Annotated in this window: 25 protein-coding genes; 18 read left to right on the top strand and 7 right to left on the bottom strand. The window is 57.1% G+C overall.

Features of this window, described 5'->3' with window-relative positions; translation table 11 throughout:
* The first annotated feature begins 8 nt into the window (after window positions 1–8).
* On the top strand, window positions 9–1,214 hold the full coding sequence (gene ispD / locus JWG43_RS09515) for a 2-C-methyl-D-erythritol 4-phosphate cytidylyltransferase (protein WP_205242685.1): 1,206 nt from the start codon (window positions 9–11) through the stop codon (window positions 1,212–1,214).
* A complete protein-coding gene (locus JWG43_RS09510; protein ID WP_205242684.1) occupies window positions 1,201–2,346 on the top strand; it encodes a M20/M25/M40 family metallo-hydrolase in 1,146 nt (381 codons plus the stop codon). Before ispD ends, JWG43_RS09510 begins: the two co-directional genes overlap by 14 nt.
* 29 nt (window positions 2,347–2,375) lie before the next feature.
* On the opposite strand, the gene selD is transcribed toward JWG43_RS09510, so the two are convergent.
* Window positions 2,376–3,440, bottom strand: coding sequence for a selenide, water dikinase SelD (gene selD / locus JWG43_RS09505; protein ID WP_205242683.1), 1,065 nt, complete (start codon window positions 3,438–3,440; stop codon window positions 2,376–2,378).
* A gap of 257 nt (window positions 3,441–3,697) precedes the next feature.
* Between selD and purF the strand changes: the two genes are divergently transcribed.
* From purF to JWG43_RS09490, 3 genes are all read left to right on the top strand, one after another.
* Window positions 3,698–5,125 carry an amidophosphoribosyltransferase gene (gene purF / locus JWG43_RS09500; protein WP_205242682.1) on the top strand — a complete coding sequence of 476 codons (1,428 nt, stop codon included), beginning with the start codon at window positions 3,698–3,700 and terminating at the stop codon, window positions 5,123–5,125.
* A gap of 77 nt (window positions 5,126–5,202) precedes the next feature.
* Entirely contained in the window at window positions 5,203–5,412 is a 210-nt protein-coding gene (locus tag JWG43_RS09495; RefSeq protein WP_205242681.1) for a ferredoxin, read from the top strand.
* A 65-nt stretch (window positions 5,413–5,477) separates the two neighbouring features.
* Window positions 5,478–6,107, top strand: coding sequence for an NnrU family protein (locus JWG43_RS09490; protein ID WP_205242680.1), 630 nt, complete (start codon window positions 5,478–5,480; stop codon window positions 6,105–6,107).
* A 66-nt stretch (window positions 6,108–6,173) separates the two neighbouring features.
* Here the strand turns inward: JWG43_RS09490 and panB are convergent, their stop codons facing one another.
* Both panB and JWG43_RS09480 read right to left on the bottom strand, forming a co-directional pair.
* Window positions 6,174–7,016, bottom strand: a complete 843-nt coding sequence (panB, locus tag JWG43_RS09485; protein ID WP_205242679.1) for a 3-methyl-2-oxobutanoate hydroxymethyltransferase — start codon at window positions 7,014–7,016, stop codon at window positions 6,174–6,176.
* A complete protein-coding gene (locus tag JWG43_RS09480) occupies window positions 6,998–8,023 on the bottom strand; it encodes a ketopantoate reductase family protein (protein ID WP_205242678.1) in 1,026 nt (341 codons plus the stop codon). Before JWG43_RS09480 ends, panB begins: the two co-directional genes overlap by 19 nt.
* A 511-nt stretch (window positions 8,024–8,534) precedes the next feature.
* Between JWG43_RS09480 and JWG43_RS09475 the strand changes: the two genes are divergently transcribed.
* From JWG43_RS09475 to JWG43_RS09460, 4 genes are all read left to right on the top strand, one after another.
* The gene (locus JWG43_RS09475; RefSeq protein ID WP_205242677.1) at window positions 8,535–8,780 is read left to right on the top strand and encodes a hypothetical protein; all 246 of its coding nucleotides are present in this window, start codon (window positions 8,535–8,537) and stop codon (window positions 8,778–8,780) included.
* Between the two features lie 274 nt (window positions 8,781–9,054).
* Window positions 9,055–9,501 carry a hypothetical protein gene (locus JWG43_RS09470; RefSeq protein ID WP_205242676.1) on the top strand — a complete coding sequence of 149 codons (447 nt, stop codon included), beginning with the start codon at window positions 9,055–9,057 and terminating at the stop codon, window positions 9,499–9,501.
* A 1-nt stretch (window position 9,502) separates the two neighbouring features.
* Window positions 9,503–10,153 (top strand): TIGR04282 family arsenosugar biosynthesis glycosyltransferase, encoded by a 651-nt coding sequence (locus tag JWG43_RS09465; protein ID WP_205242675.1) that lies wholly within the window; start codon window positions 9,503–9,505, stop codon window positions 10,151–10,153.
* A gap of 184 nt (window positions 10,154–10,337) precedes the next feature.
* Window positions 10,338–11,240: a TIGR01777 family oxidoreductase gene (locus tag JWG43_RS09460; protein ID WP_205242674.1), complete on the top strand. Its 903-nt coding sequence runs from the start codon at window positions 10,338–10,340 to the stop codon at window positions 11,238–11,240.
* Here the strand turns inward: JWG43_RS09460 and JWG43_RS09455 are convergent.
* On the bottom strand, window positions 11,230–11,403 hold the full coding sequence (locus JWG43_RS09455; protein ID WP_205242749.1) for a hypothetical protein: 174 nt from the start codon (window positions 11,401–11,403) through the stop codon (window positions 11,230–11,232). The two genes, JWG43_RS09460 and JWG43_RS09455, sit on opposite strands and share 11 nt — an antisense overlap.
* Between JWG43_RS09455 and JWG43_RS09450 the strand changes: the two genes are divergently transcribed.
* The 5 genes from JWG43_RS09450 to JWG43_RS09430 all read left to right on the top strand — a co-directional run bounded on the left by JWG43_RS09450 (window position 11,402) and on the right by JWG43_RS09430 (window position 18,199).
* Entirely contained in the window at window positions 11,402–12,526 is a 1,125-nt protein-coding gene (locus tag JWG43_RS09450; RefSeq protein WP_240193500.1) for a hypothetical protein, read from the top strand. The two genes, JWG43_RS09455 and JWG43_RS09450, sit on opposite strands and share 2 nt — an antisense overlap.
* Window positions 12,527–12,692: 166 nt before the next feature.
* The gene (locus tag JWG43_RS09445) at window positions 12,693–13,574 is read left to right on the top strand and encodes a TIGR02285 family protein (RefSeq protein WP_205242672.1); all 882 of its coding nucleotides are present in this window, start codon (window positions 12,693–12,695) and stop codon (window positions 13,572–13,574) included.
* A gap of 79 nt (window positions 13,575–13,653) precedes the next feature.
* Window positions 13,654–14,445 carry an SIR2 family NAD-dependent protein deacylase gene (locus JWG43_RS09440; RefSeq protein ID WP_205242671.1) on the top strand — a complete coding sequence of 264 codons (792 nt, stop codon included), beginning with the start codon at window positions 13,654–13,656 and terminating at the stop codon, window positions 14,443–14,445.
* A 557-nt stretch (window positions 14,446–15,002) separates the two neighbouring features.
* Window positions 15,003–16,664: a DEAD/DEAH box helicase gene (locus tag JWG43_RS09435; protein ID WP_205242670.1), complete on the top strand. Its 1,662-nt coding sequence runs from the start codon at window positions 15,003–15,005 to the stop codon at window positions 16,662–16,664.
* 329 nt (window positions 16,665–16,993) lie between these two features.
* Complete coding sequence (locus JWG43_RS09430; protein ID WP_240193499.1) at window positions 16,994–18,199, top strand: CaiB/BaiF CoA transferase family protein; 1,206 nt, start codon at window positions 16,994–16,996, stop codon at window positions 18,197–18,199.
* A gap of 231 nt (window positions 18,200–18,430) precedes the next feature.
* On the opposite strand, the gene JWG43_RS09425 is transcribed toward JWG43_RS09430, so the two are convergent.
* Together JWG43_RS09425 and JWG43_RS09420 are read right to left on the bottom strand one after the other, a co-directional pair.
* Window positions 18,431–18,793: a response regulator gene (locus tag JWG43_RS09425; RefSeq protein WP_205242668.1), complete on the bottom strand. Its 363-nt coding sequence runs from the start codon at window positions 18,791–18,793 to the stop codon at window positions 18,431–18,433.
* A gap of 19 nt (window positions 18,794–18,812) precedes the next feature.
* Window positions 18,813–19,046, bottom strand: a complete 234-nt coding sequence (locus JWG43_RS09420) for a hypothetical protein (RefSeq protein ID WP_205242667.1) — start codon at window positions 19,044–19,046, stop codon at window positions 18,813–18,815.
* Between the two features lie 68 nt (window positions 19,047–19,114).
* On the opposite strand from JWG43_RS09420, the gene nifE reads away from it, so the two are divergent.
* The 3 genes from nifE to JWG43_RS09405 are packed head-to-tail and all read left to right on the top strand — an operon-like array spanning window position 19,115 to window position 23,197.
* On the top strand, window positions 19,115–20,473 hold the full coding sequence (nifE, locus tag JWG43_RS09415; protein WP_205242666.1) for a nitrogenase iron-molybdenum cofactor biosynthesis protein NifE: 1,359 nt from the start codon (window positions 19,115–19,117) through the stop codon (window positions 20,471–20,473).
* A 23-nt stretch (window positions 20,474–20,496) separates the two neighbouring features.
* On the top strand, window positions 20,497–21,873 hold the full coding sequence (locus JWG43_RS09410; protein ID WP_205242665.1) for a nitrogenase component 1: 1,377 nt from the start codon (window positions 20,497–20,499) through the stop codon (window positions 21,871–21,873).
* 43 nt (window positions 21,874–21,916) lie between these two features.
* On the top strand, window positions 21,917–23,197 hold the full coding sequence (locus tag JWG43_RS09405) for a radical SAM protein (RefSeq protein WP_205242664.1): 1,281 nt from the start codon (window positions 21,917–21,919) through the stop codon (window positions 23,195–23,197).
* Between the two features lie 51 nt (window positions 23,198–23,248).
* On the opposite strand, the gene JWG43_RS09400 is transcribed toward JWG43_RS09405, so the two are convergent.
* A complete protein-coding gene (locus JWG43_RS09400) occupies window positions 23,249–24,529 on the bottom strand; it encodes an ATP-binding protein (protein WP_205242663.1) in 1,281 nt (426 codons plus the stop codon).
* 411 nt (window positions 24,530–24,940) lie between these two features.
* Here JWG43_RS09400 and JWG43_RS09395 point away from each other — a divergent pair, with 411 nt between their 5' ends.
* Entirely contained in the window at window positions 24,941–26,245 is a 1,305-nt protein-coding gene (locus JWG43_RS09395) for an O-acetylhomoserine aminocarboxypropyltransferase/cysteine synthase family protein (RefSeq protein WP_205242662.1), read from the top strand.
* The last annotated feature ends 274 nt before the right edge of the window (window positions 26,246–26,519 follow it).

Here is a 26,519-nt window from a genome sequence, read left to right as displayed (position 1 = left end):
TGCGTCTCGTGTCAGCCATCAACCATCATCCCGCACGTGTCGGAGTCGTTATCCCTGCCGGGGGGATTGGGACCCGCATCGGCTCCCACCAGCCAAAACAGTTCCTGCCCCTGGCCGGAATTCCCATCCTGGTCCGCAGCTGCCGGATTTTCCTGGCACGTGAAGACATCCATGTCGTAGTCGTGGCAGCGCCCGCCGAGTATTTTCAGCAATCCGTTGACCTGCTTCATACCCATCTCAACGAAAAAGAACAGACCAGGCTGCTGATCACGGTCGGCGGTGCCACCCGCCAGGATTCAGTTCGCGCCGGTCTTGAAACTTTGCCCGCCGACATCGATGTGGTGCTGGTGCATGATGCCGCCCGTCCCCTGGCAGACCAGGCAACCATCGACCGCTGCCTCCAGGGGGCCGTCAAATACGGAGCGGTCATCGCCGCGGTACCGGTGAAGGACACCTTGAAACTGGTGGGCGACCGGGCAACCATAGACCGCACCCTGGACCGCTCCGCCCTCTGGCAGGCCCAGACCCCGCAGGCCGTCCGACGGGACCTTCTCGCCCAGGCTTTTGCCGAGGCTGCTCGAAAAAAATTCATCGGCACCGACGAAGCCTCGCTGCTTGAAGCTGCCGGCATACCGGTCCGGGTAGTGGCCGGCAGCGAACAGAACCTGAAAATAACCCACCCCGAAGAACTGAAGATGGCGGCAGCCATACTGGCGGAGGACGCAAACGTGAAAATCGGTCATGGTTTTGACGCTCACCGCCTGGTTCCAGGCCGGCAACTGATCCTTGGTGGTGTGGCTATTGATTTCGAACTCGGACTGGACGGTCATTCCGATGCCGATGTGGTGGCCCATGCCCTCACCGATGCGCTGCTCGGCGCCTTGGGTGCCGGTGATATCGGCCGCCACTTTCCTGACTCGGATTCGAGCTACAAGGGAATCAACAGCCTGTTGCTGCTGGAACGGATATACCACTTGGTGGAGGAGCAGCATTACCGTCTGGCCAACGCCGACCTGACCATCGTGTGTCAGCGTCCCCGCCTGGCACCCTTTCTCGATATGATGCAAAGCAACCTTGCCCGTTGCTGCAAGGTTGATCCCCCGGCCATCAACATCAAGGCCACCACCACGGAAAAAATGGGCTACACAGGCCGGGGCGAAGGGATCGCCACCCACGCCGTTGTCCTTTTGAGGTCAGAACATGGACGTAGATAGCGAACGGCTGGCAGCTACCTTTACCGAACTCTGTGAAACCTCCAGCCCATCCCGGCAGGAGGGTCGCATTTCCAGGCTGGTACAACGAGTATTCAGCGAACTGGATCCACTCGAAATCATTGAGGACGATTCCAGCGGCCGGACCGGTTCCCAGTGTGGTAACCTGATTATCCGCTTTGCCGGTGCCCTTGACCTGGAGCCGATTTTTTTCAGCTGCCATATGGACACGGTGCAGCCCGGGGAAAATGTCCGGGTCCAGCGGGACGGTGATCTCTTCACCAGTGCCGGTGACACCATCCTGGGCAGTGACGATAAATCGGGAATTGCCGCCTGCATCGAAGCCATGCGACTATTGCGGGAAAGCAACCGCCCCCATCGCCCGGTGGAGTTCGTCATCACCACTTGCGAAGAGATCGGCCTCCTTGGCGCCAAGGCCCTGGACCCAGGCCTGATCCGGGCCCGGGAAGGTTATGCCCTCGACTCAACCGGTATGGCCCGCATCATAACTCATGCCCCGGCAGCCAATCGGCTGACCATCACGGTTGAAGGCGTTGCCGCCCACGCCGGTCTGCATCCGGAGTGGGGGGTGAACGCCCTCATTCTTGCCGCCCGAGCCCTGACGCTGGTCCCCGGCGGTCGTATCGACGAAGAAACCACCGCCAACTTCGGCACCATCAGTGGTGGCGCAGCCTCCAACATCGTTCCGGAACGAGTGGTGATCGAAGGGGAGGTCCGCAGTCATTCCATGGAAAAATTGACCCGGGTCACCGATGATATCCGCCGCATCTTCGTGGAAACAGTGGCTGCCTGGTCCGATCCCACCGGGGCGGCCCGGGGAAAACCCCGGGTCCAGGTTGACGTCCACGAGGATTTCCCGGTCATGGCGCTGGCGCCTGGCCACCGGGTGCTCAGACGGGTGAATGCCGCGGCCCAAAGCATTGGCATGCATTTGTTTTATGAAAAGGCAGGGGGCGGCAGCGATGCCAACATCTTCAACGGTCGGGGCCTGGCCACGGCCATTATCGCCACCGGCATGACCAATGTCCATTCCACCAGCGAACAGGTGACCCTGAAAGACATGGTGGACCTGACCCGATTGCTCATCGCCTTGCTGACCGAGACCTCATATTGAGGTCTTGACAACTACCCCCCCGACGGACCTCAGGCGATAAAAACCAGCCCGGGATCCGAGGCCCGAACGTCACCAATGATGCGGCACGTCGGTGCATAGCTCTGCTGTTGCAGGGTCGCCAGCAACCGCTCCGCGGTTTTCGTCTCCAGGGCCAACAACAACCCCCCCGAGGTTTGTGGATCGTAGCCGATCATCTCCACGGAGTCCATCTCCGGCAGGGAAGAACGAACCCATTGCTGATAATGGGTGCGGTTGCGATACGCCCCTTCGGGAATAATACCCATATCGGCAAAGTCACGTGCCCCATGCATAAGGGGCAGTTGTCTGTGATCGATATGCAGCGAGACTCCGGAGGCCTCGGCCATTTCGTGCAGGTGGCCGAAAAGGCCAAAGCCGGTGATATCGGTACATCCATGGACGCCGGCCCGCAATTCCGGTTCCCCGTTGAGAATATCCATGGGCACCCGGTTGAGGGTTGCCATGAGATCCACCAACCGCCCTTCCGCCTCCGCGCCGGCGAGCCCTCCCTTGAGCGCCGTGGTGAGAATACCCGTACCCAGGGGCTTGGTCAGCAACAAAACATTGCCCGCCTGTGCACCGCTGTTGAGCAGGACCCGATCCGGATGCACCAGACCGGTGACCGCCAGGCCGTATTTCAATTCCGAATCTTCAATGGAATGGCCGCCGACCAGAAGCGCCCCGGCCTCCCTGATCTTTGCCAGTCCGCCCTCCACCACCTGCCGAAACACCGAGGAATCCATGGTTTGCACCGGGCAGCCGAGGATATTCATACACAGCAGCGGTCGTCCACCCATGGCGTACACATCGGACAGGGCATTGGCCGCGGCGATCCGCCCGAAGGCATGGGGATCGTCAACGATAGGGGTAAAAAAATCAACGGTCTGGATCAGTGCCGTGTTGGCATCGAGCCGGTACACACCGGCATCGTCACAGGTCTCCGAGCCTACCAGCAGGTTGGGATCCCGGGGCAGGTTCAATCCACACAGTATCCGACCCAGGTCCCCCGGGCCCAATTTGGCGGCTCAGCCAGCCGCCTTGACAGTCTGGGTCAGTTGTATCTTTTTCTGCGTCATGTCGAGAGCGGGTGCGTGAGGAGATGGGGCAATTAATTCCGAGCAGGCCGATATTTTGTTGAAAAAAAATCTATAATCTGGTTCAGATTACTCTTTCGATATAATCGAATCAACGAAAATTAAGGCACAAGGAATTGTTCTTTGTGCCTTTCTATTTTTTTTCAGCTTGACCCGGACTCCAACCGCAAGGGAAACAGTCAGGGGAAGAGAGCCGTTTCAGGGTGGACACTCCCTGACTATAGCACTGGGCAGTAGCAATGAATACGCACGAACATATACAGCACCCGACAAGACCCCGCCACGAATGCGGTGTCTGCGGGGTTTTCGGCCACCAGGACGCAGCGAAACTCGTTTATTTCGGCCTGTACGCTTTGCAGCACCGGGGCCAGGAAAGTGCCGGCATTGTCGCCGGCGATGGCCGCAAGGTTTCCCTGCACAAGGACATGGGCCTGGTTCCAGAGGTTTTCAGCGAATCCGTACTGGAAAACCTTCCCGGTCATCTTGCCATCGGTCATGTCCGGTACTCCACCACCGGTGCATCCAATATCATCAATAGTCAGCCTTTTACAGCCACCCACAAGGGGCTCTCCCTGAGCGTCGCCCACAATGGCAATCTGGTCAACTCCATTGCCCTCCGGCATCACCTGGAAATGCAGGGATCCATCTTTCAGACCACCATGGACAGCGAAATCGTGATCCATCTGATGGCCAGGCACATTGACCGGGGGGTGCGGGAAGCAATCAAGGCCACCTTTTCCTGTATTCAGGGCGCGTATTCTCTGCTGCTCATGACCCCGGATACCATGATCGCCGTCCGTGATCCCAACGGGTTCCGTCCCCTCTGCCTTGGCGTGCTCGACAATGGCGCCCATGTGGTCGCCTCCGAAACCTGCGCCCTGGATCTGATTGAGGCCGAGTACCTGCGGGAAATCGAACCGGGCGAAGTGGTGATCATCGACGCCCAGGGACTCACCTCCCTGTTCCCCTGGGCTCCGGCAAAAAAGAGTTACTGCATCTTCGAACATATTTATTTTTCCCGACCAGACAGCGATGTCTTCGGCTTCAATGTCTATGCCGCCCGAAAACGAATGGGGGAAATACTTGCCCGGGAGGCGCGGATTGAGGCCGACTTTGTCATGCCCTTTCCCGACTCCGGCAACTATGCCGCCATCGGGTATGCCGCCGCCTCCGGCATCCCCCTGGAGATGGGGATGATCCGCAACCATTATGTCGGCCGCACCTTTATTCAGCCGACCCAGTCCATGCGTGATTTTTCCGTCCGGGTCAAACTCAATCCGGTCCGCTCCCTCCTCAAAGGCAAACGGGTGATCATCGTTGAAGATTCCATCATCCGGGGCACAACCGGCCGCAGCCGGGTTCAGTCACTGCGCCGGATAGGGGCCTCTGAAGTCCATATGGTGGTCAGCTGCCCGCCCACCCGGCACGCCTGTTACTATGGCATCGATTTTCCCTCCAGCTCGCAGCTCATAGCTGCCGGCAACACCGTGGACGGAATCCGTGACTATTTGAATCTCGATTCCCTCACCTACCTGAGCATCGACGGTCTTGTCGAGGCCACGGGGTTGAGCCGGGATCACTTCTGCCTGGCCTGCTTTACCGGAGACTATCCCATTGAGCCGGATAAAAGTTTTCAAAAAGAGGCCCTTGCCGGGTGTGATTGTTGATTTTTCATGACAATACGCCTTGCGTACCATGCTAGCGGGAAGGTATCGCCGGAATCCTCTGACAGGGATCTTCGCCAATGAGTGCCATCCTGATCGACAGCTACCGATGCAACGGTTGCGCTACCTGTATTGCCATGTGCCCCGATGTTTTTGCCCTCAACCCCATGACGGAAAAGGCTGAATTGATCAACTCCGATCAAGAGGTGACCAGCGCTGTTCGCGAGGCCGCCGCCTATTGTCCGGAAAAATGCATCCTCATCGTGGAAGATGGCTCTAACGACCCTTGAGAGACCGGATCGTAAACGCCACAGGCACCCAGGGTTGACCATAATGCAGCATCAGGGGAAAACACGTGCCGACAGGTTTTGACCTCCAATCTCCGCTGGCCATGCTGCAGCTGATTCTGCTGTGGCTGGCCTGGTGCGGATTGCACAGCCTGCTGATCACCAGCCCGGTCCGCCGCTGGTTCGAAAAAAAGAGCGGTCCCTGGCTTGGATGTTATCGGCTCGGGTACGTGCTCATTGCCTTGGCCACCCTCGCACCCCTGCTCTGGTATACCCGCGGTCTGCCGCAGCAGCCGCTGGGCACCCCTTCGTTCTGGTTGCTGTCAGGGCAGTGTGTTCTCTTTCTCTATGCAGCGATGATGTTCATCGGCGGACTTCGAGCCTACGATCTACGTTCGTTTCTCGGTATCCGCCAGTGGCGGGATTTCCGGGCTGGACGAGAAACATCACCGGCGTCGTTCCGGCGATCCGGAATTCTCCGTTTTATCCGCCACCCCTGGTACAGCGGCGGCATAGCGCTGCTCTGGTCCCTGCCCAATCTCACCGATGTCAGCCTGGTTGTCCGGACCATCCTCACCGGTTACCTCATCAGTGGCACCCTGCTGGAAGAAGGTAAACTCAAAGCAGACCTGGGGGAGGCATACCTGGCGTATATCCGGCAGGTGCCCATGCTGTTTCCTTGGAAATTAAGGCTCTGAACGAAAAGAATTTTTCCCGATGCCTGTGCAGTGCCTGAGGTAGCCGCCGATACCTGAACCTGGCTCTCAATACAAATCCAGCAGTTTATCGCGCTCCTCGGCTTTCATGGAAAAACTATGCGCCTCAGTGGGAAAGGTGCGGTTTTCCACCTCTTCTTTATACCTGGTCAGCGCCTCGACAACAGGTTCATTGATCCGGGCATACTGTTTGACGAACTTGGGCGTAAACCGGTCGTAGAGTCCTACCAGATCATGGATCACCAGAACCTGACCGTCACAGCCGGCCCCGGCTCCGATACCTATGGTGGGAATAGTGACCTGTCGGGTAATGTGCTCCGCCAAGGGGGCGGGAATAGCTTCCAGGACAATGGAAAAGCACCCTGCATCCTCCAGAGCCCGAGCGTCATCGATCAATTGCCTTGCTGCCTCGGCGTTCTTGCCCTGAACTTTGAATCCTCCCAGACTGGTGGCGGTCTGCGGAGTAAGCCCGATATGCCCCTGAACGGGAATACCGGCGCGAACAATGGCGGCCACGGTGGCGGCCATGGTCACACCGCCTTCGAGTTTCACCGCATCGGCATGGCCCTCCTTGAGCAGCCGGGTGGCATTGTCGATGGCGTCGGGAATGGACCTGTTGTAGGACCCGAACGGCATATCAGTGACCACCAGGGCCCGTTCGACCCCACGCACCACGGCTTTGCTGTGATGCAGCATCTCCTCCATGGTCACGCAAACCGTATCCGGATAGCCCAGGACCACCATCCCCAGACTGTCTCCCACCAGGATTATGTCGATCCCGGCGGCATCCACCATCCTGGCCCAGGGATAGTCATAAGCGGTCAATTCAACGATGGGGGTCTGATTCTTCCGATTTCTGATATCCGGGATAGTCAGTTTTTTCTGTTGCATGGATTCTCCTGAAAAAATGTTCGACCGCCAAAGTGGTTCCTTTGAACGGGGGCATGCACATGATTGCCGTCACCGTCACCTCGGATCCGTTGATCAACCGTGGCCTCGAGGGCCTTGATCAATTGGGTGATCAACAGATTCACCGGGGTCGCCACTCCAGCCTCCTCTCCCCTGGCAACAATGGCCCCATTAATGACATCGATCTCAGTGGCCTTTCCCTTGAGAATGTCCTGAAGCATGGAGGCCCGATTTTCAGCAGTCTGAACACAGACCTGTCTGACCCGGTCAACCTGCTCCTCATAGGGGAGGTCGATTCCCAGGGCCCGGGCGACAGCCACGGCCTCCTCCACGGCCTGGACCATGAGTTGTCCGCATTCCGGAACCCGGGCCAGGGTACCGTTGGGCACCCGCAACAGGGCCGCCAATCCATTGATACCAACGTTCACCATCAGCTTTGACCACAAGAGGCTGTCCACATCGTCACTCACTGTGGTTGCTATCCCGGCCCGGTTGAACAGGGCGGCCACGGCCTCCACCCGCTCGGATTGCCCCGGACCGGCGGCCAGCCGGGTCGGTCCGTCCCCGGCATGGCGGATATGCCCGGGAGCAACCAGAGTCGCGGCCTGGGAGGTTATGCCGGCGGTGGCCTTGGAGGTCCCGACCACGGAAGCGATACGTTCAAGATTGCCCAGGCCGTTCTGCAGGGTGAGTACCAGGCCATTGGTACGCAGCACGGACAATGCTGTCCTGGCCGCGGTTGCCGTGGCTCGGGCTTTGGTGCAGACCAGGACCAGATCCGCCGCGATGGCCTCAGGATCAGGATCCACAACAATCCTGACCCTCTGGCGGCAGATCGTTCCCTTCATGGAAGTGAGGGTCAACCCCTGACGGCTGATAATTGCCGCATGCTCGGTATTGGTAGTGCACAGGGTAACCCTGGCCCACGGTGCGAGCAGCGCCCCGAACAGGCCCCCCATGGCCCCAGCACCAATGATCACGATATCCATGGCCATGCTCCTGTGGTCCAGACAGACGCCCGAAGACTGGAACGGTCCGCGTCATTGTATCCCATTGCCTGCCCTATTCAGGTTTCATTGAACGGTGATCAATAACCCAACTGATGCGCGGACAAACGCTCACGAATTCAGGTTACAGTTATATCCCATCGCGGTAAAAGATCAATGGAGAAGGATTAATCCGGCAGGGAAAGCAAGGGTTTGCACCCGAAAAAAGAAACGGGTACAATCCCTCATACAACTGGCGTCACCACCACCTGAATCCGTGACGTCTGAACGCTTGTTTTGCATATATCTTGGTGTCATCAGATTCTAATTGCAGTAGTATCCTTGATAATAACTTTCACCAACCGCCCTTCGGGGCATCCGTCCACACGCCATCTTCATTGCCCGTAAATGTCCGATACAGTGTACTTTAATCGAACGGTCACCGGCAATACAGCTGACGCACGGACGAACGTTCACGGATCCAGGCACCACTTTCCTTTTCCGGAGGCAGCCAATGCAGATCTTCATCTGGCGTCACAGCAAACGGTTTTCCAGCTGGTCCATGCTCGACGAACCACACATCCATAAAGAGAATTATCTTGAAGCCCAGGTCACGGTCCTGGCAGGGTCGAAAGAAGAGGCTTTGCAACTGTTGGACCGGAATGGTACCTGGAATATCGAGGAACTGCAACGGTTCGAACCCGAGGTTATTCCCCTGGATAAAGCCCGTATTATCACCAGCCACCTGGTGTTTCAATAATCCGTGCTCCCGGTGTCTTCTCCAAGTACTGACCCGTCCGGCTGGAAGCGATCAAAGGAGCGTGATAAGGCAGACAGGTACAGACCCCTTGAACGATTACCTCCAGCTTGCGGGTGGACTGGATTTTTCTTTTACTGAATCCATGACGGCTGGACTCTTGTTTTGGAAATATTGTGTTGCAATCAGGGTATAATTGCAGCGGAATCCTGGATAATACCCTTCACCCGCCGCCCTTCCGGGCGTCTGAACTCCAAAACCCACAGGACACCTGGCCATGAACAATCATAAAAACAAGACGATCGCCAAGCGAGTCATATGGTGGCACACTATTGGTATCCTTTTTATGGCCACGGTCACCTGGGTCACGGAAATCTTGGATATTCCTTACGTGCTGCTTGGCGGTCCCTCGACACCGATCAATTGGCGAGAATCTATTTTTGAAAGCCTCGCCATTATCATAGTCGGCGCGCTCATTGTTCGCCATACCTATAAACTGCTTAATCGTTTGAACTATCTGGAAAATATGATGCCAGCCTGTGCCTCCTGTCAACAAGTCCGCATCGATCCAGAGTTCTGGCAGAGTGTTGAAAAATTCATCAAGGAACGGTCCAAAACCGAATTCACCCACGGCATCTGTCCCGACTGTATCGAAAAATACTACCCGGAGCTTGCCCACCCGGAAAAACCCAGCCCCGCCAAGAAACCCCTGAACGTCTTATAGCATGGCCGCAGCGCAACTCCTGATTCTTTTCACCCGCTACCCCAAACCGGGCAGCACGAAAACCCGCCTTATCCCGCTCCTGGGAGCTGATGGCGCCGCCAGGCTGCAGAAAAGCATGACCGAGACCATTGCGGCATCCGTTCGCCGCCTTGCTCTTGATGGAACAATCGAAACCGTGGTCTGCCACCATGGCGGCAGCACCGAGGAAATGCAGTCCTGGCTCGGCCATGATTTCATCTACCAGCAACAGGGACCGGGCGATATTGGTCAACGGATGCTCCATGCCCTGCGCAACGCTCTAGACGCCGGAGCCAAGCACGTTGTCCTGGTGGGCAGCGATATTCCCGGACTGTCGACAACGATTATGGCTGAAGCATTTGACCGCTTGCACCACAGCCCCGTGGTGCTGGGACCGGCTCTTGACGGCGGTTACTATCTCATCGGTGTACGTGACGATATCCCCTCAACTGAGCTTGTCTCCCTGTTCAGCGATATCCCCTGGTCCACGGCCGAGGTCTTTCTACGCACGGTCCATCGTCTGGAGGCAGCCGGGCTCACTTTTGCCCCCCTGCCGCTGCTGCGGGACGTTGACGAACCGACGGATCTAAGTGGCAGCGTCCTGCCCCGCATCGATACCCAGCACTTCTCCTGAATCTTTGACGGACGGACGCTCACGGATCCAGGCTTCTGAAACAGCACCTCAACTTTTCCGTATAAGAATCCCACTCCATCTCCTTTCTCTTTGCCCTCTGCGACCAGGAGGTTTATGCTGTGGAGCATTCGGGTGACTTGCTTCAGTCACCTCATCGTCATGACTTGTTCCAGAGGAGGCTTGTATGAAAATTCTGATCACTGGTGGCACCGGTTTTGTCGGCACAGCCCTGAGCAAACGACTACTTGAAGAAGGACATGAGGTAACGGTTACCGGCAGCAGTGGCCGGAGCCCCCTCAAGGGCCACCCTCAGTTGACCTGCCTCGCCGCTGATACGACCCGGCCCGGAGACTGGCAGAAACAAGTGGCGGAGCAGGAGGCCCTGATCAACCTGGCCGGTCGTTCGGTTTTTGGCCTCTGGACAGACAAATACAAACAGGCGATTTACGACAGCCGCATCCTCACCACCAGAAACCTGGTGGCTGCTTTACCGGAAAACACTCAGGCCGTGCTGCTCAGTGCTTCAGCCGCCGGCTACTACGGCAACAGCGGTGAGAGCGAAGTCACGGAACATAGTCCCGGCGGCGACGATTTCCTGGCCCATGTGTGTCGGGACTGGGAACAAGAGGCTACCAAAGCTGCTGAAAAAGGGGCCAGGGTGGCCCTGCTGCGTTTTGGAGTGGTCCTTGGCAAGGGAGGCGGTGCCCTTGCCACCATGAAAACGCCTTTCAAATTCGCCCTGGGCGGTCCCCTCGGCAGCGGCAAGCAATGGTTTCCATGGATTCATCTCGACGATTTGGTCAATGCCATCCACTTTCTCCTCAGCGCAGAGACCTGCAGCGGGCCCTTCAATTTCACCGCACCACAAACCGTCAGACAAAAAGAGTTTGCCCGCCAATTAGGCACAGCGCTGCATCGACCGGCGATCCTTCCAGCACCGGCCTTTGCTGTTCAATGGATCATGGGCGAATTCGGCCGCTCCCTGCTCCAGGGACAGAAAATTATCCCGCGAGCACTGACCGAAAGCGGTTTTCAGTTTACCTACCCGGAACTGCAACCAGCGTTGAAAGAGCTTGTCAGTACCTGAAAGCAACATCTTCTCCACAGCGTCCCTGTTTCCCTGCTCCGCCGCTGTACTTGACCAGGGGCACAGCCAGCCAGGGGCGCTGGAACAGCTCAATCCGCCCTGGGAGTGAACATGGAGCATAGACCAGGGTGAGTTGGGCCTTCAAAAGTATATTGCTGGTCATGATGACCTCGGCGCTCGCCTGCGGTTTTCTCCATCACGTCGTCCCGCCGGCGGTTCTCAATTTCGAACGGCTGCATATTTTTCTGTTCAACCTGTGCAGCGGCGGTACCCTGCTGCTCTATTTTACTGAAGGCAGGGCGGCCCTGTCGTGGCGTACGGCAATCTTTCTCATGCTCTCGCTGGCTTTTGCCCTCTGTGCTTTTTTCCATTGGTACCTACCGGCTCTGCTTCTGCCATTGATTCTGGGGGTGCTGGTTGAACAAGTTCGAATCGCTCATTTCGGCAGTCGTTTTCCCCGCGCCTTGTTCCTCCACCGTGAGCGGGTCTCCCGGAAATTTCATCAGGCAGCGCTGCTCTGCCTGTCCCTGGGACTGTTCCTTTCCAGCCCGGTGATCCTCAACAGCGAGTACCTCGGATGGATCATCATCGAAAAACTGACGCTCGACACCTTTTTCCTCGGCTTTTCCTTTCCCGTTTCGCTCATTTCCATGGCGGTCATCTTCACCCTGATGAAGGATGAGATCCTCCGGCTCACCACTGTGCTCAAAGAGGCTGCCTTCTGGATCATCAACCTCGGTGTCATCGTTTTTTTCATCTTTATTCTTGCCGACATGTTCACCTCCCAGGTTACCATCGCCACCCTGCTTTTTTTCGCGGTACTCCTGGTTCTCTACCTGTACTGGCATGAAGGCATCCCCTTGCAGCAGAAGGCCTTTCTCACCTCGGGCATCGCTTTTCTCCTCGTCACCTCAATCACCGGCATTGTCTATATATTTTTTTCCTTTTCCAGCGCAGACACCTCGGAACTCAGGTACCCCCTGCTGCGTATCCATGCCTTCACCGCCCTCTATGGGTGGAATATCAGCGGGCTGGTGGTGATCAGCCGCCACGGGGATTTCCCTCTCCAGCTTCATTCCCCAGCCGTTATTCTCCTCCACTGGTTGACCGTGCTCATCCTCTGCCCGCTGGGGTATTTCCTGCCCATGTTCGCCGTATTGGCCGTATTCGCCTACGGCTGGCTGCTGGCCCTCCTGTTCTTCAACCAAGGCAGGGTTGACGAACATTTGACTGCCATGCAGGATGAAAATCTTGCTGTCTCCCCCCTAGATAAACGAAGGGATTGATCAGCAAAGTCCTTGTGCCGCAAGGCCTTTGCACACCATTTCCGCTTGACAAACCTTCTGGTGATTCGCTAAAAAAATTCATTATCATATTTTCGTGACACGCCCGCATGCTCCAATCAGCGGATCTCATACCTCCCGGTCTCTCAACCAACTCGGAAGCCAGCCCATGAGCATCGCCCTGCGCCACTATACCGCCACCATCCTGCTCTGCCTGAGCCTGCTGATCACTGCCCACCCGATATCAGCCAAAGACGAGGTCATGTGGATGGAAGCGGCCATGCCCCCTTATTTCATCAAAAGCGGTCCCTTTCAGGGGCAGGGATACGGCGACGTCGTCGCCGAAATCATCCGGGAACACCTTACCGGCTACAACCATGAGACCATGACCACCAACATCACCCGGCACTTCTATGCCTTCAAGCAGGGGGAAAAAGTCTGCAGCATCGGTCTCTACCGGACACCGGAACGGGAGGAGTTCATGCATTTCTCCATCCCCAGCTTTCTCACCCTGCCGGCGGTGATCATCATCAAAGCCGATCAATACCAAACCTTTGGCGGCCGGCCAACGGTCCGCCTCTCCGATATCCTCGCCAATGAAGATCTGGTGATTGGGATATCCAAGGACCGTTCCTACGGCGTCGCCACCGACCAGGTCCTGCATCAGTACGCCGACCAGGCCAATGTAGTCGAGTTTACCGGTCAGGAATTGTCGCTCAACCTCTTTCGGATGCTGATGATGAATCGTCTCGACGGCCTCATCGGTCTGCCCGAAGAGGCTCTCTTCCAGGCGGAACAACTGTGGGTTCGGGATCAGCTCATGACCCTGACTATCGAGGAGAACAGTCAGGATTACGACAACTGGCTCAGTGCCGTCGGTTGCTCCAAAAACGAGTGGGGCGCCCGAATCATAGCCGAAATCAACAAAATCCTACTCAGCCAGCGTCCCAGTCAACTATACCGAGGTGCGTATGAGCGCTGGCTGGATTCACACAGCATTGCAACCTACCGCGAGGTCTACGACCGGGTCTTCCTTGAAAGCCTCGAATAACAATTGCGGCCGTCTGCGGCTGACCACGCCGTATGATGGGCGTACCCGTTGACCAGCACTCCATCCGTGGACGAATCCCATGTATATCACCATTTCTCAAAACGAAACAACCCACCTTGCCGAGGCCGCCACTGTCCTGCGGACAGCAACCAAGGTTGTGGCTCTCACCGGGGCAGGCATCTCGGTGGCCAGTGGTATCCCTGATTTTCGCAGCCCGGGAGGACTGTGGACCGTATTCTCTCCGGAAGAATATGCCACCCTCGAAGTCTTTCTCCACGACCCAGCCAAGGCTTGGCAACTCTATCGGGCCTTAGGGAAGGTCCTGCTCGGAAAAAAACCCAATCCCGCTCACCTGGCCCTGGCCGAACTCGAACAAGCAGGCCTGGTACACGGCATCATCACCCAGAACGTCGACAACCTCCATCAACAGGCGGGCAGCCGCCGGGTGTTCGAGATTCATGGCGACCATCAGCATCTGCAATGCCTGCAGTGCGATCTGCTGCAACCCGCTGTCTACGACCATTTCCACTCTTCCGAGACCCCGATTTGTCCGCAGTGCGGTTTTCCTTTGAAACCCAACGTGGTCCTTTTCGGGGAGGCAGTACGTGATCTGGAGGCTATCCACCACTTCATCGCCGACTGCGATCTGCTGCTGGCCATCGGCACCTCGGCTCAGGTCTATCCGGCTGCGGAGTTGCCGAGCCTGGTCCGCCGCAACGGCGGCTCCATTTTTGAATGCAACCGGGAGCAGGCCCTCACGGCCTGGGGATATGGCAGCAGCACCCGGGCAAAAAATTTCTTTTTCCAGGGCGATGCCGAGGTCACCCTGCCGTTGCTGGCCGCGGCCTGTCAACAGCACCTGAATCCGTGACGGCCGGGCTCTTGTTTTGGTTATAGCTAGCTGTAATCAGATTATAATTGCAGCTGAATCCTTGATAATAATTTTCACCAGCCGCCCTACGGGGCACCCCGCTCACGGATTCAGGCAGCAATAAATCCATCGATGGGTCTTCCTCAGACTGGATGACTTGTTTTTTTTATGCAAGCAAAGTATATTTATTTTTTAACCAGTATGGCTGGATCAGATTGGCCAGCCACAACGGACAATGAAAGGTCAGCACTCCGGAATGGTGCCGCCACCGGAACCAACACTTTCATATAAAAGTACAGCGTTTATTACCCCCACTCTCGTTTTGAACATTCCATAACGGTCGCCTGTGCCATCCCGGTCAGGCGTTTTTTGTTCCAGAAAACCATACACCGTTTTTCCTCGCCACGCGCAACAGCGGCGGGAAAACGGATACATGTGACAGTCAGGCTCTTGTTCCCAATGGGGGTCATCTGTCAACGGACAACAGGGGATTCGCCGCAAGGCCATGACCCGCCCCGGGAATTCAATCAAGACATTACCTCATGAGGAACAAGCAGATGACAGTCTCCACCTTTACCCAGTTCGACCTCCACCCCGCCCTGCTGCGGACCCTGGCCAAACTCGAATTCACAACCCCGACTCCTGTTCAACAGGCGGCCCTTCCACCGCTGCTCAGTGGCCGCGACCTCATTGGTCAGGCGCAGACCGGCACTGGAAAAACAGCGGCCTACAGTCTGCCACTGCTGCAGGGCATCAAACCTCGATCACAAGAAAAGGGTATCCAGGCGCTGGTTCTTGCCCCTACCCGGGAACTGGCCATCCAGGTTGCCGACGCCATTCAGAGCCTTGGACAAGAGTTGGGGATCACCGTGCTTGCCGTCTACGGCGGACAATCGTATCAGCTGCAGATCCGCAGCCTTCGCCAGGGGACGGAAATCATTGTCGGCACTCCTGGACGTCTGCTCGATCTCATCAATCAGAACATTCTCGACCTGAGCCATGTCCGTACCGTGGTCCTTGACGAGGCCGACGAAATGCTCAGCATGGGATTTGTCGAGGATATCGAGCTGATTCTTGATCGAATCCCCACCGAACGACAGACCATGCTTTTTTCCGCCACCATCTCCAAACGAGTTCTGGGCCTGTCCGCCCGCTACCTGCGCGATCCCCTCACCGTTTCCATCACCCCCAGGCAACTGACCGGTGCCACCATTGAACAGCGCTACTATCTGGTCAACCAGCAGGAAAAGGTGGCAGCCCTGGTCCGTTTATTTGAAATGGAGACTATAGACAGCGCCCTGATCTTTGTCCGCACCCGGATCGGCACCGGCGAGTTAGCCAGTCAGCTCACCGCCCGAGGCTTTGCCGCGGAACCACTCAACGGCGACCTCAGTCAGGAGGCGCGGATCCAGGTGCTCACCCGCTTTCGCAGTGGCCAGGTCAAGATCCTCGTGGCCACCGATGTCGCTGCCCGTGGTCTTGATATCGACGATATTTCCCATGTTTTCAATTTTGATCCTCCCGAGGACCCCGAGGTCTATGTCCACCGTGTTGGTCGTACCGGGCGGGCCGGCCGAGATGGTATCGCCATTTCCCTGCTGACCCCGAAGGAACGCTGGATGCTGCGCAGAATCGAGGACCTGACGCGATTCAAGCTGACCCGGGCGGAACTGCCCACCATCCAACAGATCGAAAATCATCGCCAGGCCCTGCTCATGGAACAGTTGGAAGTCTGGATCCGCCGCGGTCGCTGCCGCCGGGAACGGGAGGTGGTGGACATGCTCATGCAGACCGGGCATGACCCCGCGGATATCGCCGCCGCCGCCCTCAAGCTGGCAAGAAGCGATGAGAAAAAACGTCCCATTGACCCCATCACCCCCATCAAGGAAGAACAGTTCAACCCCAAAATCCGCAAAAATATGCGGGGGTCGCGCTCATTCTCCGGACACGCCGGCCCTGGCCGCCATGGCGGCGCCGGCCGCGACAAGGATATGGTATCCCTGAAGCTGGACATCGGCCGGGCCGACGGTATCGGCATCAATCATGTGGTGGCGGCTCTGTCCCATTATTCCGGCATTTCCGGCAGTCAACTGGGAAAAATCCGCTTAGAATCGCACCATACCCTGGTGGATGCTCCGGAAACGATTGTCGGCCGCCTGCTGGCAAAAAACGGCGCCTATCGCATTGGCCGGCGAAGCATCAACCTGGAACGGGCCTGAGAAAAGAAGACGATAAACCTGAATCCGTGACGGCTGGACTCTTGTTTTGGACATATCTTTCTGTAATCATTTTGTAATTGCTGCTGAATCCTTGGCAATAACTTTCACCCGCCGCCCTTCGGGGCATCCGTTCGCACGCCATCTTCATTGCCCGTAACCCTCCGATAAAGTTTACTTTAATCGAACGGTTACGAACAACGAAGCTGACGCACGGACGAACGCTCACGGATTCAGGGATAAAATCAGGTTATAATAAAGAGTTGTCTGGGCACAAAGGGAGGACGAAAAATGGATGGGCAGTATCGCTGCGACCATCCATGGAGGAAAAAATGGCTCACCAAGACTTACCCTTGACAGGAATCCGGGTGCTGGAACTCGGTCAGAATATCATGGGTCCGGCCTGCGGCCTGATTCTCGCTGACCTAGGGGCTGAAGTCTACAAAGTGGAACAGGCGGGCCTGGGCGATGAAACTCGCCGGCTGCAGGGGTTCGGGGCCGGTTTTTTCACCTGTTTCAACCGCAACAAAAAAAGTCTGGCCCTGAACCTGAAAACCGATCAGGGCCGGGAACTCTTTCTGACCCTGGTGCAGCACGTTGATGTGCTCATTGAAAATTTCGCTCCCGGCACCGTTGACCGCCTCGGCATCGGGTACCCGATCTGCCGTAAACAAAACCCGGGGTTGATTTTCTGTACCCTTAAAGGCTTCATGCCCGGCCCTTATGCCCACCGGCCGGCTCTGGACGAGGTGGTGCAGATGATGGGCGGGCTTGCGTATATGACCGGCCCCAGCGGCAAGCCGATGCGGGCCGGGGCCTCGGTCACCGATATCCTCAGCGGCGGCTTCGGCGTAATCGGTATTCTTGCGGCTCTGTATCAACGCCAACAAAGCGGACAGGGGCAATTGGTGGAAGCCTCACTGTTCGAATCCGTGGCCCTGCTTGTTGCCCAGCACATGGCCGGGGCCGCAGTCACCGGTCAGCCCCCGCCCCCCATGCCGGAACGAGGCCGGGCCTGGGCCGTATATGAACTGTTCACCACCAGCGACGATCAGCAAGTGTTTATCGGCATCACCTCGGACCGCCATTGGCAGCGGATGTGCGCCACCTTCGGTTTTACTGACTGGGCCGATGATCCCCTGCTGGCCACCAATCAGGGCCGTATCAATGAGCGAAAGCGATTTTTTCCGGAACTGGAACTACGGCTGCAACGGCTCAGCAGTGCCGAGTTGACCGCCTTGGCGGAACAGGCAGGTATACCCTTTGCTCCGGTCAACCGACCGGTGGATTTATGGAACGATCCCCACCTGAGGCAATCAGGTGGCCTTGCGGCAACCAGGACCCCCGCCGGCAGCGAAGTCGCCCTGCCCAAACTGCCGCTCCGCCTCGACGGACGCTCCTTTGCTCTGCGCCGGCAACCACCGCTTGTGGGTGAAGGCGGCAGCGATCTCATTCACCTGGCAGGGCTGACATCCGGGCAGATTCGCAGCCTGGTGGCAGCCGGTGTCCTGACCCTCGCCCCGGACCAGGGTTCCTGAAAAATCTCTGTCATGCTCTCTGTTCAGCGGAGCACCTTGTGCCCTGCGTATTCTTCAGTCCTTTTGTTGGGGCTTGTGCCTCACCCACAAGCTACCACCTGAATCCGTGAGCATCTGTTAGCACACCATATTCATTGCCCTTAACCGTCCGATAAAGTCTCCATTAATCGAACGGTCACAAACAACGAAGCTGACGCACGGAAAAACGGGCACGGATCCAGGACTCAAAAGTCATCGCAGAAAAGAGCTGATCGCCTCCTTGATCGCCTCGGTGGAATCAAGTTTGTCGACAATACCGACCGGTTGCACGCCATGGGCCCGCTGGTGGAGGGAAAAGTCCTGATACCCTGTAAAGAAGAGAATGGGAATATCCTCTCTGGCCTTGATAACCCGGGCGGTTTCGACACCGTCGAGAACACCGTTCAGACTGATATCCATGAGGATGCCATCCGGTTGGTCCCTCTGCACCGCTCGAATCGCTGCTTCACCGCTGGTCACTACCCCGGTTACCACGCATCCCAATTCCCGCACATTTTCAGCCAGCATCAGACCAATCAGCGGTTCGTCCTCGACAATCAATATTTTCTTGGTCATAGCAGGCCCCTGGAATCCATCAGGCAAAAACAGTACCCTGTTTTTTCACCCCAGTACGGCTACTTTTACAAAGAAAATACCCCTGGTCAAGGCCTTTTCCAGATACCCGCCTTTTCCTCCTGCCGAAATCAGACAAAAGTGTCTGACCCCTTCTTTTTTGTTGATCAAGCGACAAAATCAACCGCATCCCTCCGTTCTTCTTTTCAATACATTCAAGCAATAACCTACTATATTTAATATATTTTTTCTGCAAACCACCTTCCTGGCACACCCCTTGCGAAAGCAGTGGCAAACATGCGAATCGTTTACGGGGGATAGATCATGGAAGCAATTGCACTGCAGGAGAGGGAAAATCAGATCCACATCAAAGGTGAGGCCCCTTTTAACCTGGTCTGCAACAAAGACAGCCTGGCCGGTGCCATCAGTCAACGGGCCTGCGTCTTCTGCGGTTCCAGAGTCGTTCTCTACCCCATAGCCGATGCCCTGCACCTGGTCCACGGTCCCATCGGTTGCGCCGTGTACACCTGGGATATCCGGGGGGCCCTGTCTTCCGGCCCCGAGCTGCATCGTCTTTCCTTTTCCACCGATCTTCAGGAAAAAGATGTCATTTTCGGGGGCGAAAAAAAATTGCTGGCCGCCCTGGGAGAATTGATCGAACGCCACAGCCCCAAGGCGGCCTTTGTCTACTCGACCTGCATTGTCGGCATCATCGGCGACGACCTGGATGCCGTCTGCCGCCAGGTCGAAGCGGCATACGGTATCCCGGTCATTCCGGTGAAATCGGAAGGATTCAAAGGCAACAAACGAGCCGGCTATCAGGCGGCCTGTGACGCCATGTTCCGCTTGATCGGCAAGGGAGACACCAGCTCCATCTCCAAACATTCCCTCAACATTCTTGGCGATTTCAACCTGGCCGGCGAGATCTGGATGATTCGCGAGTACTACGAGCGCATGGGCATCGAGGTGGTGGCCAACATCACCGGCGATGGCAGGGTGGCGGATATCGAACGGGCCCACGGAGCGGCCCTCAATGTTGTCCAGTGTTCCGGATCAACCATGCAGCTGGCCAATATGATGGAAGAAAAATTCGGGACTCCCTCGATCCGGGTCTCCTACTTCGGTATCGAGGATATGGCCGAGGCACTGTATGACATTGCCCGTTTCTTCAAGGATCCGGCCATGATGGAACGGACCAAAAAACTCGTCGAAGAAGAGGTGAAGAAACTGGCCACAGCTCTGGAACCGTATCGCAAGGCCCTGGGCGGTAAAAAAGCAGCCATCTATGTCGGCGGCTCTTTCAAGGCTTTTTCCCTGGTCAAAGCCTTCCGGCTCATTGATATGCAGGTGGTTATGGTCGGTTCCCAGACCGGCACCCGGGAAGACTACCTGGAACTGGAAGCCATCACTGACCCGGGAACAATCATTGTCGATGACTCCAACCCACTGGAACTGACCTCCTTTCTCAAGGAAAAAGAGGTGGACATTTTTGTCGGCGGGGTCAAGGAACGGCCCATTGCCTACAAGTTGGGCATCGGCTTCTGCGACCATAATCACGAGCGCAAGGAGGCCCTGGCCGGTTTCGAAGGCATGCTCAACTTTGCCCAGGAGGTCTACTCCTCGGTGATGAGCCCGGTCTGGCAGTTTGTACCCCGGAAAAAATCGGTTCCATCGAGCCGATAACCTCGATGGACCAGGAGAGCGTCATGAGCAAGAATCCACCAAGGGCGAAAAAGCCCAATTATATCTCAACCACCAATGCCTGCAAACTCTGTAAACCTCTAGGGGCCTGCCTGGCTTTCAAAGGCATCGAAGGTGCGGTGCCCTATCTGCACGGTTCCCAGGGATGCGCCACCTATATGCGACGCTATATCATCAGCCATTACAACGAACCCATCGATATTGCCTCATCTTCGCTGTCGGAAAAGCATGCGGTCTACGGCGGCGGCCCCAATCTCAAACTTGGGCTGACCAACGTGGCCGCCAAATACCGACCCGATATCATCGCTATTGCGACCACCTGTCTGACAGAGACCATCGGCGACGATGTGGGCATGTACCTGCGGGAATATCAGGAAGATACCAAAGGATCGGTGGGCCTGCCCAGTCTGGTCCATGTGTCCACCCCCAGTTACTCCGGCACCCATATGGAAGGGTTCCACGCCGCCCTTGGCGCGATGGTGGACCAGTTGAGTGCCGGTGGACCAGCAAACGAGACCGTCAACCTGCTGCCCGGCTTTGTCAGTTCCGCGGACTATCGCCTCCTCCATGAGATTATGGCCGCCTTTGACCTCAATTACACCCTGTTGCCGGATCTTTCTGAAACCATGGATGGCCCGGCGTTACTGGAATACGAAAAAATCCAGGCAGGAGGGACGCCGCAAAAAGCGATCAGGGCCATGGGCTGCTCCCGGGCCACCATCGAGTTCGGTCCGACCCTGGGCCCCTTGACCACGGGTGGTGATATCCTGGCGGCTAAATTCAACACCCCTCTGCACCGGATCGGCATGCCGGTGGGTATTCGAGAAACAGATCGTTTTTTCCGTCTCCTGGAAACACTGAGCGGCCGGCCGACCCCGGAAAAATATGCCAAGGAGCGCGGCCGACTGGTGGATGCCTATGTCGACGGCCATAAGTATGTTTTCGGCAAAAGGGCCATCATCTACGGCGAAGAAGATCTTGTGGTCGGCATGTGCTCATTGCTCACGGAAATCGGCATCCAGCCGGTGCTCTGTGCCTCGGGCGGCACCTCCGGCAGACTGGCACAGGCCATTGCCGAGGTCACCGGTGACACCCTGACAGAGCAGCCGCAGGTCTTTGAAGGCATGGATTTTTATGAAATCAGCGAGCTGGCTGAAGGGCTGTCTCCGGACCTGATTATCGGCCATTCCAAAGGGTACCCGCTCGCCAGAAAATGTGCCATCCCTCTCATTCGGGTCGGTTTTCCCATCCATGACCGGGTTGGCGGCCAGCGCATTCTCCATCTCGGCTATGCCGGAGCGCAACATCTGTTCGACACCATCACCAATGCCATGATCGCAAAAAAACAGGACGATTCTCCGGTCGGCTATCTCTATATGTAACCGCGTGAACTCTGCCGTCCCAACAACGATACAGGAGCCCATCATGCTCAGCGAACACGATTTCAACCGCCATCCCTGTTTCAATGTCAAGGCCAAGGGACAGTACGGCCGGGTCCATCTGCCGGTTGCCCCGAAGTGCAACATCCAATGCAACTACTGCAACCGCAAGTACGACTGCGTCAACGAATCGCGGCCCGGGGTCACCAGCACCCTGCTGACCCCGCAGCAGGCCCTGGTGTATATGGACAGAGTGCTGGAAAAAGAACCGCGCATCTCGGTGGCCGGTATCGCCGGCCCCGGGGATCCTTTTGCCAATGCCGATCTGACCCTGGAAACCATGCGCCTGATCCGCAAGCACCATCCGGACACCATCCTCTGTCTTTCCTCCAACGGCATGAATGTGGCCCCCCATGTCCCGGAGTTGGCGGAGATAGGCGTTTCCCACCTCACAATCACCATCAATGCCGTGGATCCCGAGATCTCCGCCCGGATTTATGCCTGGGTGCGGGACGGCAAGGTGCTCTACCGAGGTCGACAGGGAGCGGAACTGCTCCTTGCCCGCCAGCTGCAGGCCATTGATCTGCTCAAACTGCACGGCATCACCGTCAAGGTCAACACCATCGTCATCCCGGGCATCAATGACCACCATGTTCCTGAAGTAGCGGCGGCCATGCAGGCAAGGGGAGTGGATCTGCTCAACTGCATGGCCATGTTTCCCAATATTGATACCGCATTCGAACACCTTGGCGAACCGGACAAGGAGCAGATGGAGCGAATCCGCACCGAAGCCGAACAGTTCCTGCCCCAGATGCGGCACTGCACCCGCTGCCGGGCCGATGCCGTCGGCCTGCTTGACCAGGACCGCACCGAGGAGATGCGTGGCTGCCTCAGCGTCTGTGCTCAGATACCGGCCCCGCAAGGGGAAAAAGAACGCTCCTATGTCGCGGTGGCGACCCTGGAAGGGGTACTGGTTAACCAGCACCTGGGCGAGGCGACCCGCTTTCAGATCTGGGGCCAGGACGATGCAGGCGGGTACCGTTGCCTCGAAGAGCGCCCGGCCCCGCCTGCCGGTGGAGGAAGTCAGCGCTGGTTCAATATCAGCCGTATCCTCGCAGACTGTCGGGCTATCCTGGTCAACGATCTGGGCGAATCCCCCAGGGAAATACTGCAGAACAGGGGGATGCAGGTCGTGACCATGGCAGGATTCATCGAACGAGGACTGGAGGCGGTCTACACCGGACAGGGTTTTGCCGGTCTTCAGGGCAGGATGCGGAAATGCTCGTCCAAAGGCGCCTGTGCCAGCGGAGGAAACGGGTGCGGTTGATCCTCCTCGGTCGCCGCGCCCGGTTTTCAGGACCACGGCAGCAAACCGTGACTATTCCGTGCCCCGACGCAGGACGGCAAGGAAACGGGAACGTAGAGCATCGCTCAGCAGGGCCTGCTTGACCGGAGGCAACCGCAGAAAGCCGCCGACCAGGCCGCGCATGAACCCCTGCGTCCGACTGTTGGGATTGTCAAAGAGGAAAGACTGGAGGGTGCCCCGTTCCAGGGCTTGAAGAAGAACCCGTTCAAAGCTGTCCTCGGGATGGAGGACTTTCCGCGCCCGTGGTTGCAGGTGCAGAGCGCCGGTGGGGCATTGCAGAGCGCAAACCCCGCATCCCAGGCAGATGGAGCCGATCCGCGCTGTCTTGCCCCCTGGTTGGGTTTTGTCCGCAGTGGTTTCAGCCTCCATCCTGATGGCGGCCACCGGGCAGGCCTTGGCGCACAGGCCGCAACCAGTGCACAGGGCCTCGGATAACGTGGCCACAAAACCGGAGGTGACCAGAAGCCCCGGATACCCTGTTTCCCGCACCCCCCGCAACAGATTGCAGCAGCATCCGCAGCAATGGCAGATGAAACCCACGCCCTGGCGTACATTATCGGCAGACAGAGTCAGGCCCAGGTCCCTGGACCGAGCGAGGATATCGAGCATCTCCCTTTTTTCCATCGGCCGGGCAAACCCGTTTCTGATCAGAAACCGGGCCCCGGAGCCCATGGAGGTGCAGGTCGTCATGGGTGCGCGGCATGGTGCATGGCCCAAGTGATGTTTTTCGTGGCGACAGGAACAAAGCCCAAGGGAAAAATCGCTGTGCTCATCGACCAGGGCCACGGCTTGCTCATAGGCAAGGATTTCGACGTGCTCGCCCAGGGCCTCTTCATGGGGCAGCGCGCGCATGACCGATACCTGCTGTCCGTCTCCGAAATTGGCGGCGAGAAAGTCCTTTTCCCCGAACATATACCCTCGAAAGAGTTCAGCCCAGCGCGCCATGGGCAGATCCGGTCCGGTGCGCATCATGGTGAACTCAAAAAAACCAATGACTATCGGGCTGACCATATATTGATATTCCTGGCCATTCCAAATATCGACTACCAGACCCTTGGCGCAGAGTCCATCCATCATGGCGTGCAGCCTTGATTCGGTTTCACCGGTGAGGCGCGCAATACGGGCCAGGGTTGAAGGACGAAAGGGGAGACGGCAGACCAGCTCCGCCTCTGCCGGGGAATAGAGCGCCTCCAGCAGTTCGCGGAAAATCGGGGTCCAGGGTGTGCGCATCGGTGCCTGATCCAGGCGTTTGCCCAGCTTTTGATACAGGTCTTTACCTGTCATGTGTCCCATACCTGTTCTCCCTGCCCCCCTTACTTTCTCCTGAATGCGTGACGGCTGGTTAAGGGTATCATCAAAGGTTTCTCCTGCAAGTATTATCTGATTACAGCAAGATATATCCAAAAAAATCCAGTCGTCACGGATTCAGTTGACCGACAGCCGTTGATCCTGCAGGCAATGTCAGCGTTTGATTCCGGGTGAGACTATCCCGCGCCTGGTGAAAAGTGACAGAAAACGACGAAAAAGCTGACAAGAAATTCGTGCATCATAGGCAAATACGGTATATTGACCCCACAACAGTCCAATTGGTTGGTCCAACCGTTGCCTGGAGCGCAGCCAAAACAAGGCACCTCTTCCAGTCAGAGTCCAATCCTGTCCGCCGGACCCAATATTTTCCCATCCCCTTCATCAGGAGGCCGTATCATGACAACCCCGCAACGCCGCTTCGGCTTCAGCACCCGCCAACTCCATGCCGGCCAGAAACCTGATCCGACCACCGGAAGCAGGGCGCTCCCTTTGTACCAGACAACCTCATACACCTTTGAAAGTTCTCAGCATGCCGCCAATCTGTTTGCGCTCAAGGAATTTGGCAATATCTATACCCGCATCATGAATCCAACCAGCGAGGTACTCGAAACCCGGGTTGCTGACCTTGAAGGCGGCATCGCCGGTCTGGCGGCAAGTAGTGGCCACGGCGCCCAGACCCTGGCCTTTCTCACGCTCTGTGAATCAGGTGACCATATTGTCAGCAGCAGCAGTCTCTACGGTGGAACCTACAACCAGCTTCACTACACCCTGCCCCGGCTGGGTATTGAGGTCACCTTTGCCGATCCTGCCGAGCCGGATTCCTTCCTCCGCGCCATCCGGCCCAATACCAAATTGATATATGGCGAGACGCTGGGCAACCCCGGCCTGATTCTGTTTCCCTTCGAAGAGGTTGCCGCCATGGCCAAAGCTCACGACCTTCCCCTGGTCATCGACAACACCCTGGCCACTCCCTACCTCTGCCGTCCCATCGAGTGGGGAGCTGATATCGTCAGTCACAGTACCACCAAATTCCTCAACGGTCACGGCACCTGTATCGGTGGTCTACTGGTGGATGCGGGTAATTTTGACTGGAGCGGCAGCCGTTTTGCCAATTTCACCGAACCCGACCCGTCCTATCACGGTCTGGTGTACAGCACTCTTGGCCCGGCAGCCTTCCTCCTCAAAGCACGGGTGCAGACACTTCGGGACATGGGCATGTGCGCTTCGCCCTTTAACAGCTGGCTGACTGTACAGGGTGTTGAAACTCTCAGCCTGCGTATGCGCCGCCACACAGACAATGCCCGGCAGGTGGCTGCGTTTCTCCAAAGTCACGAACAGGTCAACCGGGTTTCCTACCCCGGCCTGGCCGATCATCCCAGTTTCCAGCAGGCACAACGCTACATGCCCGATGGCGCAGGAGCCATCATCGCCTTTGGCATCAAGGGCGGCCGGGCAAAAGGGCAGCAATTCATTGACAGGCTGCAGCTTTTCAGCCATGTCGCCAATGTCGGTGATGCCAAGAGCCTGGCGATTCACCCGGCCAGCACCACCCACAGCCAGCTCGATGACCAGGAAATGCTCCAGGCAGGGGTCGCACCGGATCTGGTTCGGCTGAGTGTAGGGCTTGAAGATATCGAAGATATCCTCTGGGATCTCGACCAGGCCTTATGGGCAACGGACCGGGACCGGGATAAGAGCTGAATCTGCCGGCAATCAATCACCTTGCACTGACCTGAATCCGTGAGTGTTTGTCCGTGCGTCAGCTGTATTGTCTATGACCCTTCGATGAAAGGACACTTTATCGGACGGGTACGGGCAATCAAGATGGCGTGCGGACGGATGCCCCGACTGTCAACTCCCCACAAATAGCCCTGGGGTCAATACACTATTCAACAGCTACTACGGAGGAGGGTGACTCTGTTTGAACAGCAACCATGCCACCAAGATCCAGTGCAGGGCGATAATGCCCCGGCAG

The sequence above is a fragment of the Desulfobulbus alkaliphilus genome, from assembly GCF_016918545.1.
Taxonomy (GTDB): Bacteria; Desulfobacterota; Desulfobulbia; order Desulfobulbales; family Desulfobulbaceae; genus Desulfobulbus; species Desulfobulbus alkaliphilus.
Note: the sequence above shows the minus strand (reverse complement) of the source record. Positions and strands in the feature narration are given on the sequence as shown.

Bases quoted from the DNA above. Each gene is read 5' to 3' on its own strand.
- JWG43_RS09475 (WP_205242677.1), top strand. From the start codon at position 8,535: ATGCAGATCTTCATCTGGCGTCACAGCAAACGGTTTTCCAGCTGGTCC.
- JWG43_RS09410 (WP_205242665.1), top strand. From the start codon at position 20,497: ATGAGCAAGAATCCACCAAGGGCGAAAAAGCCCAATTATATCTCAACC.
- JWG43_RS09425 (WP_205242668.1), bottom strand. From the start codon at position 18,793: ATGACCAAGAAAATATTGATTGTCGAGGACGAACCGCTGATTGGTCTG.
- JWG43_RS09400 (WP_205242663.1), bottom strand. From the start codon at position 24,529: ATGGGACACATGACAGGTAAAGACCTGTATCAAAAGCTGGGCAAACGC.
- JWG43_RS09460 (WP_205242674.1), top strand. From the start codon at position 10,338: ATGAAAATTCTGATCACTGGTGGCACCGGTTTTGTCGGCACAGCCCTG.
- panB (WP_205242679.1), bottom strand. From the start codon at position 7,016: ATGCAACAGAAAAAACTGACTATCCCGGATATCAGAAATCGGAAGAAT.
- JWG43_RS09465 (WP_205242675.1), top strand. From the start codon at position 9,503: ATGGCCGCAGCGCAACTCCTGATTCTTTTCACCCGCTACCCCAAACCG.
- JWG43_RS09510 (WP_205242684.1), top strand. From the start codon at position 1,201: ATGGACGTAGATAGCGAACGGCTGGCAGCTACCTTTACCGAACTCTGT.
- nifE (WP_205242666.1), top strand. From the start codon at position 19,115: ATGGAAGCAATTGCACTGCAGGAGAGGGAAAATCAGATCCACATCAAA.
- purF (WP_205242682.1), top strand. From the start codon at position 3,698: ATGAATACGCACGAACATATACAGCACCCGACAAGACCCCGCCACGAA.
- JWG43_RS09435 (WP_205242670.1), top strand. From the start codon at position 15,003: ATGACAGTCTCCACCTTTACCCAGTTCGACCTCCACCCCGCCCTGCTG.
- JWG43_RS09445 (WP_205242672.1), top strand. From the start codon at position 12,693: ATGAGCATCGCCCTGCGCCACTATACCGCCACCATCCTGCTCTGCCTG.
- JWG43_RS09495 (WP_205242681.1), top strand. From the start codon at position 5,203: ATGAGTGCCATCCTGATCGACAGCTACCGATGCAACGGTTGCGCTACC.
- JWG43_RS09440 (WP_205242671.1), top strand. From the start codon at position 13,654: ATGTATATCACCATTTCTCAAAACGAAACAACCCACCTTGCCGAGGCC.
- JWG43_RS09395 (WP_205242662.1), top strand. From the start codon at position 24,941: ATGACAACCCCGCAACGCCGCTTCGGCTTCAGCACCCGCCAACTCCAT.
- JWG43_RS09450 (WP_240193500.1), top strand. From the start codon at position 11,402: ATGATGACCTCGGCGCTCGCCTGCGGTTTTCTCCATCACGTCGTCCCG.
- JWG43_RS09430 (WP_240193499.1), top strand. From the start codon at position 16,994: ATGGCTCACCAAGACTTACCCTTGACAGGAATCCGGGTGCTGGAACTC.
- JWG43_RS09405 (WP_205242664.1), top strand. From the start codon at position 21,917: ATGCTCAGCGAACACGATTTCAACCGCCATCCCTGTTTCAATGTCAAG.
- JWG43_RS09455 (WP_205242749.1), bottom strand. From the start codon at position 11,403: ATGACCAGCAATATACTTTTGAAGGCCCAACTCACCCTGGTCTATGCT.
- JWG43_RS09480 (WP_205242678.1), bottom strand. From the start codon at position 8,023: ATGGATATCGTGATCATTGGTGCTGGGGCCATGGGGGGCCTGTTCGGG.
- JWG43_RS09470 (WP_205242676.1), top strand. From the start codon at position 9,055: ATGAACAATCATAAAAACAAGACGATCGCCAAGCGAGTCATATGGTGG.